Annotated in this window: 11 protein-coding genes; 8 read left to right on the top strand and 3 right to left on the bottom strand. The window is 63.0% G+C overall.

Translation table 11 applies throughout. From position 1 onward, the window contains the following. Window positions 1-22 precede the first annotated feature (22 nt). From AC07R0_RS21570 to AC07R0_RS21600, 7 genes are all read left to right on the top strand, one after another. Entirely contained in the window at window positions 23-1333 is a 1311-nt protein-coding gene (locus AC07R0_RS21570) for a replication-associated recombination protein A (protein WP_495099423.1), read from the top strand. Window positions 1334-1829: 496 nt separating this feature from the next. Next, a complete protein-coding gene (locus AC07R0_RS21575) occupies window positions 1830-2759 on the top strand; it encodes a branched-chain amino acid ABC transporter permease (protein ID WP_495074974.1) in 930 nt (309 codons plus the stop codon). A 13-nt stretch (window positions 2760-2772) separates the two neighbouring features. Beyond that, the gene (locus AC07R0_RS21580; protein ID WP_495074973.1) at window positions 2773-3849 is read left to right on the top strand and encodes an ABC transporter permease subunit; all 1077 of its coding nucleotides are present in this window, start codon (window positions 2773-2775) and stop codon (window positions 3847-3849) included. A gap of 9 nt (window positions 3850-3858) precedes the next feature. After that, window positions 3859-4644, top strand: a complete 786-nt coding sequence (locus tag AC07R0_RS21585) for an ABC transporter ATP-binding protein (protein ID WP_490592794.1) — start codon at window positions 3859-3861, stop codon at window positions 4642-4644. A gap of 2 nt (window positions 4645-4646) precedes the next feature. Further along, window positions 4647-5387: an ABC transporter ATP-binding protein gene (locus tag AC07R0_RS21590; RefSeq protein WP_495074972.1), complete on the top strand. Its 741-nt coding sequence runs from the start codon at window positions 4647-4649 to the stop codon at window positions 5385-5387. Between the two features lie 162 nt (window positions 5388-5549). Next, complete coding sequence (locus AC07R0_RS21595; RefSeq protein ID WP_495106395.1) at window positions 5550-6827, top strand: metallophosphoesterase family protein; 1278 nt, start codon at window positions 5550-5552, stop codon at window positions 6825-6827. After that, complete coding sequence (locus AC07R0_RS21600; RefSeq protein WP_495106396.1) at window positions 6824-10291, top strand: AAA family ATPase; 3468 nt, start codon at window positions 6824-6826, stop codon at window positions 10289-10291. The genes AC07R0_RS21595 and AC07R0_RS21600 overlap by 4 nt, the downstream gene beginning before the upstream one ends. A 100-nt stretch (window positions 10292-10391) precedes the next feature. Here AC07R0_RS21600 and bfr read toward each other — a convergent pair whose 3' ends face one another. Together bfr and AC07R0_RS21610 are read right to left on the bottom strand one after the other, a co-directional pair. Further along, the gene (gene bfr, locus AC07R0_RS21605) at window positions 10392-10868 is read right to left on the bottom strand and encodes a bacterioferritin (protein ID WP_495074969.1); all 477 of its coding nucleotides are present in this window, start codon (window positions 10866-10868) and stop codon (window positions 10392-10394) included. A gap of 113 nt (window positions 10869-10981) precedes the next feature. Beyond that, window positions 10982-11767 (bottom strand): oxygen-binding di-iron domain-containing protein, encoded by a 786-nt coding sequence (locus tag AC07R0_RS21610; RefSeq protein WP_495106397.1) that lies wholly within the window; start codon window positions 11765-11767, stop codon window positions 10982-10984. Between the two features lie 98 nt (window positions 11768-11865). Between AC07R0_RS21610 and AC07R0_RS21615 the strand changes: the two genes are divergently transcribed. Continuing rightward, window positions 11866-12366, top strand: a complete 501-nt coding sequence (locus tag AC07R0_RS21615; RefSeq protein ID WP_495106398.1) for a 3'-5' exonuclease — start codon at window positions 11866-11868, stop codon at window positions 12364-12366. Window positions 12367-12399: 33 nt separating this feature from the next. On the opposite strand, the gene AC07R0_RS21620 is transcribed toward AC07R0_RS21615, so the two are convergent. After that, entirely contained in the window at window positions 12400-13389 is a 990-nt protein-coding gene (locus AC07R0_RS21620) for a GGDEF domain-containing protein (RefSeq protein WP_495099419.1), read from the bottom strand. Window positions 13390-13453 lie beyond the last annotated feature (64 nt).

Genomic DNA, 13453 nt, shown 5'->3' on the forward strand with positions numbered 1-13453 from the left:
CGTGGTTTTGCAGGGGTTCGCCATGCTTGATCTGTTCGCACAAGAGCCTTCTGCGCCGTTGGCGGAGGCGCTGCGCCCCAAGACCCTGGACGAGGTGGTTGGGCAGTCCCATCTTCTGGGTGAAGGCAAGCCCTTGAGGCTGGCTTTCCAGTCGGGAACACCGCATTCCATGATTTTCTGGGGCCCCCCGGGCGTGGGCAAAACCACCTTGGCGCGACTGACGGCCACTGCTTTCAAGTGCGAGTTCATTGCCCTGTCGGCGGTATTTTCGGGTGTCAAAGACATCCGTGCGGCGATGGAGCAGGCGCAGCAGAACCTGGCCATGGGCAAGCACACCATCTTGTTCGTGGACGAGATCCACCGATTCAACAAGTCCCAACAAGATGCGCTGCTTCCATATGCGGAAAGTGGCCTGGTGACCTTCATAGGCGCGACCACCGAGAACCCTTCGTTTGAAGTGAATTCGGCCTTGCTGTCGCGGGCGCAGGTCTATGTGCTGAAGTCGCTGACTGACGAAGAATTGAAACTGCTGCTGAAGCGTGCGCAGGCAATGGCCTTGGGCCATCTGGAGTTTGATGACCTGGCACGAGACACCATCATTGGCTACGCCGACGGCGACGCCAGACGATTCTTGAACCTGCTGGAGCAAACCAGTACGGCCGCCAGGGCGACAGGTCTGAGTGTGATCACGGCCGATTTCCTGCAGAACGCCCTGAGCTTGAACAGCCGGCGTTTCGACAAGGGCGGCGACAATTTTTATGACCAAATTTCGGCCCTGCACAAATCGGTCCGTGGTTCACATCCCGATGCCGCGCTCTACTGGCTCACAAGAATGCTGGACGGTGGGGCCGATGCACGTTATCTGTCGCGGCGGATCGTGCGCATGGCCTGGGAAGACATTGGGCTTGCGGATCCTCGCGCCATGCAGATTGCCAATGATGCCGCCCTGACGTACGAACGGCTGGGGAGTCCCGAGGGCGAGTTGGCACTGGGCCAGGCGGTGATCTATCTGGCGGTGGCGGCCAAGAGCAATGCGGGCTACAACGCCTACAACCAGGCAAAAGCCTTCGTCAAGCAAGACAAGAGCCGTGAAGTACCAGTGCACTTGCGCAATGCCCCCACCAAGCTGATGAAGGAGCTGGGTTATGGGCATGAATACCGCTACGCCCATGATGAACCCAATGCCTATGCGGCGGGTGAAACCTATCTTCCGGATGGCATGCAGGAGCCGGCTTGGTACCGGCCCACACCCCGTGGCTTGGAAGCCAAGATTGGCGAGAAGCTGGCCCTGCTGAGGAAGTGGGATGACGAGGCGGGTACATCGGACAAATAGCTGCAGTAGCGCAAGCGGCTGCCTGTGCGCGGGCCTGCGCATGCCGGTGGATATGCACCCACTACTGGCTGGCGCTGCGCTGCATTGGTGCTGACCCGCCGTATTTCTCTGCCGTCCGGTTGCGCTGGCCGTGGAAACGCTTCGCTGAAAGCAGGACTTTTGAAGCGGGGACTTGTATCAAGGTATTTCCAGTCCGAAAAGCCAGAACGCTTTGCAAGGCCTATGTCCTATAAGTTGTGCTCGTTAATGTATTTGCATAATGAGTCAGACTAATACTTGTGAAAAACCGCTTATCCGTCTGTTTCCGAGGGTAAACACGGCATAAAACCCTGGTTTTGGCCCGATTCATGCTCGCTACAATCCCGGCAGAACCCGACCAGGGATGGACCTGGCGGGTTTTTTGCTAGATGGGTGCTTGTGTATGAACGCCGGCCCCGGATCGCGGGCTATGCACTGACGCTGGCTGTGGTGCATTACAAAATGGAGAATAATTTTTATGGATATCTTGCTTCAGCAGATCATCAACGGTCTGGTACTGGGCAGCATGTATGCCTTGGTCGCCTTGGGTTACACCATGGTGTACGGCATCATCAACTTGATCAACTTCGCGCACGGCGAGGTACTGATGGTCGGCGCGCTGACCAGCTGGACCATCATCGGCTTGATGCAGGACGCCATGCCGGGAACACCCGGCTGGATCATGCTATTCATCTCGATGATCATTGCCTGCGTGGTTGCAGCGACACTCAATTTCGTCATTGAAAAAGTAGCCTATCGGCCGCTGCGCAGCAGCCCGAAATTGGCCCCCTTGATCACCGCTATCGGCATGTCCATCCTGCTGCAAACGCTGGCCATGATCATCTGGAAGCCCAATTACAAACCCTATCCCACCTTGTTGCCCAGCACGCCCTTCAACGTGGGCGGCGCGGTGATCACGCCCACCCAGATCCTGATCTTGGGCCTGACAGCGGTGTCCCTGGCGGTGCTGGTGTGGCTGGTGAACTACACCAAGCTGGGCCGCGCGATGCGCGCTACGGCCGAGAACCCCCGTGTGGCGGCACTGATGGGTGTTAAGCCTGACATGGTGATCTCCGCCACCTTCATCATCGGTGCCGTGCTGGCGGCCATCGCCGGCATCATGTATGCGTCCAACTACGGCACGGTGCAGCACAGCATGGGCTTCCTGCCCGGTCTGAAGGCCTTTACGGCAGCCGTGTTCGGCGGCATCGGCAACCTGGCCGGTGCGGTGGTCGGCGGTATCTTGCTGGGTCTGATCGAATCCATTGGCGCAGGCTACATCGGCCAGGTGACTGGTGGCATCCTGGGTAGTAACTACTCGGACATTTTTGCCTTCATCGTCTTGATCATCGTGCTGACACTGCGTCCCTCGGGTCTGCTGGGTGAGCGCGTGGCCGACCGCGCCTGACCGGAGCACTTTCATGAAACAGAACAAAACAATTACCTTCATCATCGCGGCGCTGGCTGCGGTGATTCTGCCGCTGGTCCTGCAAGGCTTCGGCAACGCCTGGGTGCGTATCGCCGACATGGCGCTGATCTATGTGATGCTGGCCCTGGGCCTGAACATCGTGGTCGGCTTTGCTGGTCTGCTGGACTTGGGTTATGTGGCCTTCTTTGCCGTGGGTGCCTACACCTATGGCCTGTTGGCTTCGCCCCAGTTGACGGATGCCTTCCCGGCCATCGCTGCCATGTTCCCTGAAGGTTTGCACATGCCCTTGTGGCTGATCCTGCCTGTCGGGGCGGTGATAGCCGGTTTGTTCGGCATGTTGCTGGGGGCTCCAACCCTCAAGCTGCGTGGTGACTACCTGGCTATCGTGACCCTGGGTTTTGGTGAAATCATCCGCGTGTTCCTGAACAACCTGGACCACCCCATCAACATCACCAACGGCCCCAAGGGTTTGGGCCAGATCGACTCGCTGAAGTTCTTCGGTATTGACCTGGGCAAGCCGCTGACAGTGTTTGGCTTTGAGGTGGCATCCGTCAGCCTGTACTACTACCTGTTCCTGGCGTTGGTGGTGATCAGCGTCGTGCTGTGCTCCCGTCTGGAGCTGTCGCGTATAGGCCGCGCCTGGATGGCCATCCGCGAAGATGAAATTGCCGCCAAGGCCATGGGTATCAACACCCGCAACATGAAGCTGCTGGCCTTCGGCATGGGCGCTACTTTTGGTGGCGTGTCCGGCACCTTGTTCGGCGCGTTCCAGGGCTTTGTGTCGCCCGAGTCCTTCAGTCTGATGGAGTCGGTGATGATCGTCGCCATGGTGGTGCTCGGCGGTATCGGCCATTTGCCTGGCGTGATTCTGGGCGCGATCTTGCTGTCGGCCCTGCCTGAAGTACTGCGCTATCTGGCCGGCCCGCTGCAGGCCATGACCGGTGGCCGTCTGGATTCGGCCATCCTGCGCCAACTGCTGATTGCCGTGGCCATGATCATCATCATGCTGTTGCGCCCCCGTGGTCTGTGGCCTGCGCCCGACCATGGCAAGTCGCTGCAAGGTAAGTAAGGAACACACATGACTGATACAAATAACACCGATGTGGTCCTGCGCGTCGCGGGCATTTCCAAACGTTTTGGCGGCCTGCAGGCCCTGAGCGATGTAGGCATCACCATCAAGCGCGGCCAGGTGTATGGCCTGATCGGCCCGAACGGCGCCGGCAAGACCACGTTCTTCAACGTGATCACCGGCCTGTACACGCCTGACAGCGGCAGCTTCGAGCTGGCCGGCAAGCCGTACTCCCCCACGGCGGTGCATGAAGTCGCCAAGGCCGGTATCGCACGCACGTTCCAGAACATTCGCCTGTTCGCTGAAATGACGGCGCTGGAAAACGTGATGGTTGGCCGCCATATCCGCACCCATTCGGGTCTGCTGGGCGCCTTGTTCCGTACCCCGTCGTTCAAGAAGGAAGAGCTGGAAATCGCCCAGCGCGCCCAGGAGCTGCTGGACTACGTCGGCATCGGCAAGCTGGCCGACTACAAGGCCCGCACCCTGAGCTACGGCGACCAGCGCCGCCTGGAAATCGCCCGTGCCCTGGCGACCGACCCGCAGCTGATTGCGCTGGACGAGCCCGCTGCCGGCATGAACGCGACCGAAAAGGTCATGCTGCGCGAACTCATCAGCAAGATCCGCAAGGACAACCGCACCATCCTGCTGATTGAGCACGATGTGAAGCTGGTGATGGGCCTGTGCGACCGTCTGACCGTGCTCGACTACGGCAAGCAGATTGCCGAAGGCACACCTGCCGAAGTGCAGAAGAATGAAAAAGTGATCGAAGCTTATCTCGGAACCGGAGGACATTGATAATGGCTGCAACACCCAACAAAAAAGCGGGCGAAGTGCTGCTGAAGGTCAGTGGGCTGAAGGTTTCCTACGGCGGCATCCAGGCCGTCAAAGGCGTGGACTTTGAAGTGCGCGAAGGCGAGCTGGTCTCCCTGATCGGCTCCAATGGTGCTGGCAAAACCACCACCATGAAGGCCATTACCGGCACCCTGCCATTCGTGGCCGGCGACATCCAGTACCTGGGCCAAAGCATCAGGGGCCAGGGCGCATGGGACCTAGTCAAGAAGGGCCTGGCCATGGTGCCGGAAGGCCGTGGCGTGTTCACCCGCATGACCATCACGGAAAACCTGCTGATGGGTGCCTACATCCGCAACGACAAGGCCGCGATCCTGGAAGACATCGAAAAGATGTTCACCATCTTCCCGCGTCTGCGTGAGCGCAAGGACCAACTGGCCGGCACCATGTCCGGTGGCGAACAGCAAATGCTGGCCATGGGCCGCGCGCTGATGTGCCGCCCGAAGGTGCTGCTGCTGGACGAACCCTCCATGGGTCTGTCGCCCATCATGGTCGACAAGATCTTTGAAGTGGTGAAAGACGTGTATGCCCAGGGTGTGACCGTGCTGCTGGTGGAGCAAAACGCCAGTCGCGCCCTCGGCATTGCCGACCGTGGCTATGTGATGGAGTCCGGCATCGTCACCATGAGCGGCGACGCCAAGGAAATGCTCAGCGATCCCAAGGTCCGCGCCGCGTACCTGGGCGAGTAGGCATCAGGGCGGGCAAGCCCGCTCTGCAAAAACAATAGCACCTGGCGCAGATTCCATCTGCGCCAGGTGCTTTTTTTATGTCCAAGTGCGACGCCAGTGGCAGGCTGATTTCTGTCGCTTGATAAAAGCCCTTCACCGCACATTCCACCTACACTGTCCGCTATGAATACTGTAGTGGAAACCTCCGGCAGCTTCCGTTTCATCCACGCCGCCGATCTGCACATCGACAGCCCCTTGCGCGGCCTGAGCCGCTATGCGGGGGCGCCGGTGGAGCGCCTGCGCAACGCCACCCGTCGCGCATTGGAAAACCTGGTCGATCTGGCACTGGCTGAGCAGGTGCAGTTCGTGCTGCTGGCCGGCGATCTGTACGACCGCGACTGGCCCGACTTCCACACCGGCCTGTTCTTCCGCGAGCAGATGGTGCGGCTGGGCCGGGCGCAGATTGGCGTCTACATCGTCCAGGGCAACCACGACGCCCAAGGCACCATTACCCGCGAACTGCCTTTGCCCGAGCACGTGAAAGTGTTCTCCAGCCGCAGTGCGGAAACCATGCGCATCGACGCGCTCGGCGTTGCCATCCACGGCCGCAGCTTTCCGCAGCGCGCGGTGGACGAAGACTTTGTGCCCGACTACCCGGATGCCGTGCCCGGCCAGTTCAACATCGGCATGCTGCACACCAGCCTGACGGTCGGTGGCGGCATCCACGATACCTACGCGCCCACGACCTTGCCGATGCTCAAGTCCAAGGGCTACGACTACTGGGCGCTGGGCCATGTGCATACCCGCGACGTCGTTTGCGAGTCGCCGCGCGTCGTCTTCCCCGGCAACCTGCAGGGCCGGCATGCGAACGAAACCGGGCCCAAGGGCTGCGAACTGGTGACGGTGGTAGGCGGGCAGATGGAGGCGCGCTTCGTGCCGCTGGACGTCGTGCGCTGGCACCAGCTGCAGTTGGCGCTGGACGGCATGGACAGCCTGGCGCAAGCTACCCAGCTGATCGCCGCCACGCTGGCCGACGCCACCCGCGGCGCCGGCGACCGCCTGCATGCGCTGCGTGTGGTGCTCACCGGCCGCAGCGCCTTGCACGGCACCGAGGCCCAGCAACCCGGCACGCTGGAGGCGGCGGTCCACGCCGCCGCCCAGGACGTGGCCGGCGCCGAGCTCTGGATAGAGCAGGTCCAGTTGCGCCTGGCCAGCCCCATAGACCGGGCCCAGTTGGCCCAGGGCGAGGACGCGGTGGCCGAATTGCTGCGCCTGGTCGACGAACTGGCTGCCGACCCCGCAGCGCTGGCCGCCTGGACGGCCAAAGCCTGTGGCGACGTGCTGCACAAGCTGCCGGCCGAGGCCAAAACCGATGCCGACTGGAGCACGCCCGCCGCCATGCAAGCCCTGCTGCTGGACGCCGAAGCCACGCTATTGGCCCGGCTGGGGAGCGCCGCATGAAGCTGCAAAAACTTTTCTTGAGCGCCTTCGGCCCGTTCACAGGCAAAGAGCTGGACTTCAGCGCTACCTCGGCCAATGTGCACCTGCTGTACGGCCCGAACGAGGCTGGCAAGTCCTCGGCCCTGCGCGCCATGGCCGACTTGCGTTTTGGCATTCCGCTGCGCAGCGCCGACAACTTTGTGCACGACAGCGCCAAGCTGCTGCTGGCCGGGGTGTTCGCCGATACCGATGGCCAGCCGGTGGCCGTGGCCCGGCGCAAGAAGAACAAGGATGCGCTGACCGCTGCCGACCCCGCCACCGGCCTGCCGCTGGCCACACCCGTGTCGGCCGCCATTGCCCAGGCGCTGACCGGCGGCCTGGACCGCGCCGGCTTCGAGCGCAGCTTTGGCCTGGACCATACGCGCCTGCGCCAGGGCGGCGAAGATTTGCTGAAAGGCGAGGGCGAGCTGGGGGCTGCGCTGTTCGAAGCCAGCGCCGGCCTGCAAGGCGTGAAGGCGCTGCTGGCCAGCCTGCAGGACGACGCCAAAAGCTATTACAGCCCGCGCGCTACCCAGGCCACCATCCCCGAGGCGTTGCGCCAGATCGAGGAGCACAAAGCCGCCTTCAAGGCCGCGCTGGTGCGACCCGCCGAATGGAAGGACCGGCAGCGCGCGCTGGAGTCGGCCAATGCACAGCTGGCCGACCTGAAGCAGCAGTTGGCCAGCCAGACCAAGCGCATCCACGCGCTGACCGAGCTGCGTGCCGTGCTACCTTTATTGCAGCAGCATGCGCAGGTAGATTCTGCGCTAGAGGCACAAAACACTATAAAGCTGTTGGCGCTGGACGCACGCGAGCAGCGCCTGGCCGCGCAGCACAGCTTGCACAGCGCGCACAGCCAGTGGGATACCGCCCAGGCCGAGATCGACCACTGCGCCCAGGCCCAGTCCGGCCTGCGGCTGGAGCCGGCCTTGCTGGCCCACGCGCCGGCGATCGAACGCCTGCTGCGCGACTGCGCGGCCGTGCGCCAGCAGCGCAGCGAGCGCCTGCAGACCCAGACCCAGGTGGAGCAGGGCGCGGCCGCGTTGGCCGCCATGGCCCAGCGCATCGCCCCGCAGCAAGATCTGGCCACGGTGCTGGCAGCCGTACCGGGCACGGCCGACCGGGTCGCGCTGGACGACTTGCTCGACAACTTGGCGCGCCAGACCCAGGCGCTGGCGCAGCAGCAGGCGCGGCTGGCGCAGATCGACGCGCAACTGGCCGACACCACCGATGGCGAGGTACACAGCGTGGCCCCGCCGCTGCAAGCCGCCGTGGACGCGGCTGTGCAGCAGGCCCAGGCGCTCGGCGATACGCCCAAACGCCTGGCCGAGGCCCAGCGCGGGCTGGATGCAGTGGTACCCCGCCTGCAACAGGCCCTGGCCGGGCTGCGTCTGCCCGACACCGCCGCCCTGTACGCGGTGCGCCCGCTGCTGCCGGCCGAGATCGCCGAGGCCGAAAAAGCCCAGACCGCGTTGGCCGCGCTGAGCGATGCCTTGCAGCAGGAGGACGCCGCCCTGCAACGCGCGCTGCAGACCTACCAGCTGCGCCAGCAGCAGCTCGCGGCCGTCGGCGAACTGGTCACCGCGCAGAGCCTGCAGGCCGCACGCCAGCAGCGCGACAGCCATTGGCTGCAACTCAAGCACGGCTATGCCAACCCGGCTGCCGACCCGGCGTTGCTGGCGGCTTTCGAACAGGCCCAGGCCGAGGCCGACCGCCAGGCCGATCTGCTGCGCGCCGGCGCCGAGCGGGCCGCCCAGGCGGCCGAATGCGCGCTGCAGACCAGCGAGGCCCAGAGCCGGCGCGCCGCGATTGCCGAGCAGCGCAGCGCCTGCGCCGCCCAGACCGCGCAGCAGCAGAGCGACTGGCAGGCCGCCCTGGCCCAGGCCGGCCTGCCGCCGTATCCGCCAGCGGCGCTGCGCGAGTGGCAAGGCCAGCGCCAGAACGCGCTGGCCCTGTGCGAGCAGCACGACGCGTTACAGCGTGAGCTGGCCGATCTGCAAGGCCGTGCGCAGGCAGCAACCCAGGCTTTGGTCGCGGCGCTGCAAGCGGTTGGGCAGGGCGCATCGGCCGACCTAGCGGCGCTGCTGCCGCAGGCCGTGACCTGGCTGCGCAGTGCGCTGGAAGCCGACACCCGCATCCGCGAGCGCAGCCGGCAACGCGGCCTGCTGCAGGCCGAGCGCAGTACGCTGCAGGCCAGCCTGGCCGCGCAACAGCAGGCGCGGGACGCGCATGCGACCGCCCAAGCCGGCTGGATCGCGCGCCTGTTTCTGCCGGCGGCCAGCAGCGCGGCGACCATCAAGGCGCGCCTGGCCGAGCTGGCGGCGCTGGACCAGGCCCAGGCAGAGCAGAGCCGGCGCGTCCAGGCGATTGCCCAGCTGCAGGCCCGCGAGGACGCGCTGCAGACCCAGGCCCAGGCCTTGGCCGCGCTGCTGCAGGAGCCGCCGGTGCAGCATGTGGACGATTTTGTCGACGGGCTCGGCACCCGCGTGGCCCAGGCCCAGGCGCATGCCACGCAAGCGACCGAGCTGCAGCGGCGTCTCGATGTGGCCCTGCGCCAGCAGGTGGTAGCGGGCCAGCAGAAGTCGACCAGCCAGAGCGTGCTGCAAGCTCTGTGCGCGGCGGCATCGGTAAGCGATGCGGCCGAATTGCCGGAGGCCGAGGACCGCTCCCATGCCAAGCGCGCGCTGCAAGAGCAGCTGCGCACCCTGGAAGGCCAGTTGCAGCAGGCGGCGACACGGCCCTTGGCCGAGCTGCGGGCGGCGGTGGTGGGCCAGGATGTAGTGGACTTGGATGCCGAGCGCAGTGCCTGCGAGGCCCGCGTCGCGCAGCTGGACTTGGACATCGCCCAGGCCAGCGAGGCCGCGCAGAATGCCCGCCGCGCGCTGCAGGCCATCGACACCTCGGCAGCCGCTGCCGAGGCGCGTGAACAAATGGAGTCGGCCGTCGCGCGCCTGCGCGGCGCGGTCAGGCCCTGGGCCCAGCTGCGGCTGGCCGAGACCTTGCTGCAAGAGGCTTTGAAGCGCTTTCGCGAACGCGCCCAGGCGCCGATGTTGCGGCTGGCGTCCGAGTACTTTGGGCTGATCACCGGCGGCCGTTACCCCAAGCTGCTGGTCGATGCCTCCGCCGACAAACCGGTGCTGCAGGCCGAAGGCGTCGACGGCCGGGTGATCGGTGTCGAAGCCATGAGCGAGGGCACGGCCGACCAGCTGTACCTGGCGCTGCGCCTGGCTGCGCTGGAGTTGCAGCGCGAGGCCGGCAAAGCCATGCCGCTGGTGCTGGACGATGTGCTGATGACTTCCGACGACAGCCGCGCCGCCCAGGTGTTCCAGGCCCTGGCCCGCTTCGCTAAAGGAGGCCAGGTGCTGCTATTCACCCACCACCAGCATCTGGTGCAGGTGGCGCAAGCGGCCTTGCCCGCTGCTGCACTGGCCGTCCACCATTTATAGAAAAAAGGGCTGCAGCGCAGGTAAAACGTGCGCAAGCAGCTACTAAAAAAATAGCGGGCCGGTTTGCACCGGCCCGCTATGGACCTGGGGTTGGCGGGGGTTAGCCCAGTTCCCCCATCTGGCTTTGTAAGTAGTTCTGGATGCCGACCTTGCCCAGCAGGTCGATCTGGGTTTCCAGGAAGTCGATGTGCTCTTCGGTGTCGTCCAGGATGCCTTGCAGCAGGTCGCGGGACACGTAGTCGCGCACGCTTTCGCAGTAGGCGATGCCGTCCTTGATGGTGGCTTGCGCGCCTTGCTCAGCCTTCAGGTCGCAGGCCAGGCATTCGGGCACGTCTTCACCGACCAGGATTTTGGCCATGTCTTGCAGATTGGGCAGTCCGTCCAGCATGAAGATGCGGTCCATCAGCTTGTCGGCGTGCTTCATCTCGCCGATGGATTCTTCGTATTCCTTCTTGGCCAGCTTGTCCAGGCCCCAGTGCTTGTACATGCGGTAGTGCAGGAAGTACTGGTTGATGGCGGTGAGTTCGTTCTTGAGTTGCGCTTGCAGATGCGCGATGACTTGTGGGTCGCCCTTCATGGTGTTCGTCCTCTAGCGTAGGGGTGAAAAGATGGGCCATTGTCGCTGCAGTCTGCGGGACTATCAAAAGAAATGTGCCTGCTTTGCCTCCCTGCTACACGGGGCGTTGTGGTTCAGCGGTCAATGCTTTGGGTAGGTATCTGGTAGGCCCGTTCGTCAAACAAGTCGATACCGCACGCGAGCGATTCGGCCCAGTCGAAAAACGCCGCTATCGCTGGGGCTCCGACAATCGGTGCGCCGTGTTGTGGCACCAGCATGGAAATGTCCAACTGGCGTGCCATGCGGACCCACAGGCGCAGCACTTTGTTGGCCACCATGTAGCGACGGTGAAAGCCTTCCATGTGCGGGATATGCTTGCGCAAATCGGTAATGGCCTGCTTGGACTCTTCACCCGTGAGCACGGAAGCGCCCAGGTCGCCCGTGAACAAGATGCGGCTGATGGGGTCGTAGAAGTGGAAGTTGCCTTCGGAGTGCAGAAAGTGCGCGGGCAGCAACCAGAGCTCGCTCTTGCCCAGCGGCAGGCGGCCGCCTGCATCGGCTACACCGATGATGCGGTCCTCGGTTTTACCTACCTTGGTGAAGTGCGGCACAAAGCGCTCCCACACTTTGGAGATGACGAGATGGGCCCTGGTCGAGGTGAGCCAGCGGTCCAGCGAGGCAATGATGTCCGGGTCGGCGTGCGAGGCCATGACGTAGGACAGCTTGTGTGGGCTGAAGTAACGCGTCATGCCCAGGAATAGCTCGTTGAAGGCTAGGTTGCCGCCCGGGTCGATGATGGCGCCCGTGCCGCTGTCTACGATCAGGAATTGGTTGGCCTGCACGGCTTGTCCGCCTTCTTCGATCAGGTCGGCAAACATGAGGCAGGTGTGTTGAGGGTCGCGGTAGAGCTCGATGGGCATGTGGGGTCCGGGTTGGGCCGTCCACTCTATGCCGATACAGGTTGTGGCAACTTGATAAAAATCAGAGATGAATCAATTGACGCAGTCACAATTGCCATATGCAAGCACACCCCGCTCCCGCCGTCCTGGATATCGAAGCCTCTGGTTTGGGGCGTAACAGCTATCCGATTGAAGTGGGGTGTGTGTTGTCTGATGGTCGCAGCTTTTGTTCCTTGATCAAGCCCGAGCCGGAGTGGACCCATTGGGACCCAGCGGCTGAACAACTGCACCATATTTCCCGTGATCTGGTTGTGCACAAGGGGCGCTCCGCGCTGGAAGTGGCTCAGTTGCTCAACACCCAGTTGCGTGGGCAAACCGTGTATTCCGATGGTTGGGCGAATGATTACAGCTGGATCAACGCGCTGTTTGAAGTGGCCGACCTCAGCCCCTATTTCAAGCTCGAAAACCTGCGCTCTTTGTTGCGGGAAGATGAACTGTCACAGTGGCATGGCATGAAGCAGCAAGTGTGTATGGAGCTGGGGGAGCAGCGCCACAGGGCCAGCAACGATGCCCGTTTGCTGCAGCGCACATTGCAGCGTCTGATCGACCTGCGCGTTTAGAGCTCAGACGGGTTGGTCGTGTAGTTAAGCGGCTTATACGATGCGCCGCTCTATGGGGGCGGCAGCGTAGAAGCGGTTTTTCTCGGCAAACATGCGCTGGTCGGCCAGATGCAGGCTTTCGTCGATGTCTCCCGCGGCGCTGCAGGTGGCCATGCCTATGGACAGGCTGATGAGGTACTCGGGGTCATGCAGATTGCTTTCGCTCACCAGCTTGGTGATGCAGTCGATCAGAGCTTGCGCCAGCAATTCGTTGCAGCCAGGCATCAAGGCGGCGAATTCGTCTCCGCCAATACGCACCATGGAGCAGGCGGGGTGGGACATGGCATGCGCCCGGCGCAACAGGTCTCCCACGCGCCGCAGTACTGCGTCACCGGCCGCATGGCCTTGCGCATCATTGATGCGCTTGAGTCCGTTGAGGTCCATCACCACTACGCACAGCGGCCACGTGCCTTGGCGCGCAATGCGCTCCAACTCCGAGGTGTAAAAAGCGCGGTTATACAGACCTGTCAAAGAGTCGTGGGTGCTGACATATTCCAGGTTGGCGGCGATTTTCTTGCGGATTGTGATGTCCTCCAGTGTCACCATCACCCGGCTCCAGCTTTCTTCGTGGCCGGGCAGCACGCGAACATGGATCTGCGCTTCAATACGCCTGCCGTCCAGCGCGTAGTTCACGGTCTCCTTGGTGAAATGGAAGACTCCGCTCCACAGGTTTTCCAGCTCGGTGACAAACGACTCCAGCATGTCGTCGCGAAAAATATCGGACAGGCGGGCCACCAGTTCTTCTTGGCTCTGTGCTGCACACAGGATCAAGGTTTGGCGATTGACCCGAACCAGGCGGATCTTGCGCGAACACTCCAGCAGCCGCTCAGGCGCAGCTTGCAGGTGAGCACGTATGTCCACTACGCCTTGCTTACGCCAGGCATCGAACAGATTCTTGAGTTCGCCGTAGTCTTCCAGCCACAATGAAATGGGCGCCCATTCGAACATGCTTTCGCAATCGGCTGACGCGACATAAGACTCCATGTGCTGAACCTCCGCAGATTTTGGGGGGCCTTCAATAGTGGCACCACGCCGAAAAATAATTTCT

This window comes from Rhodoferax sp. GW821-FHT07F03 (genome assembly GCF_059418745.1).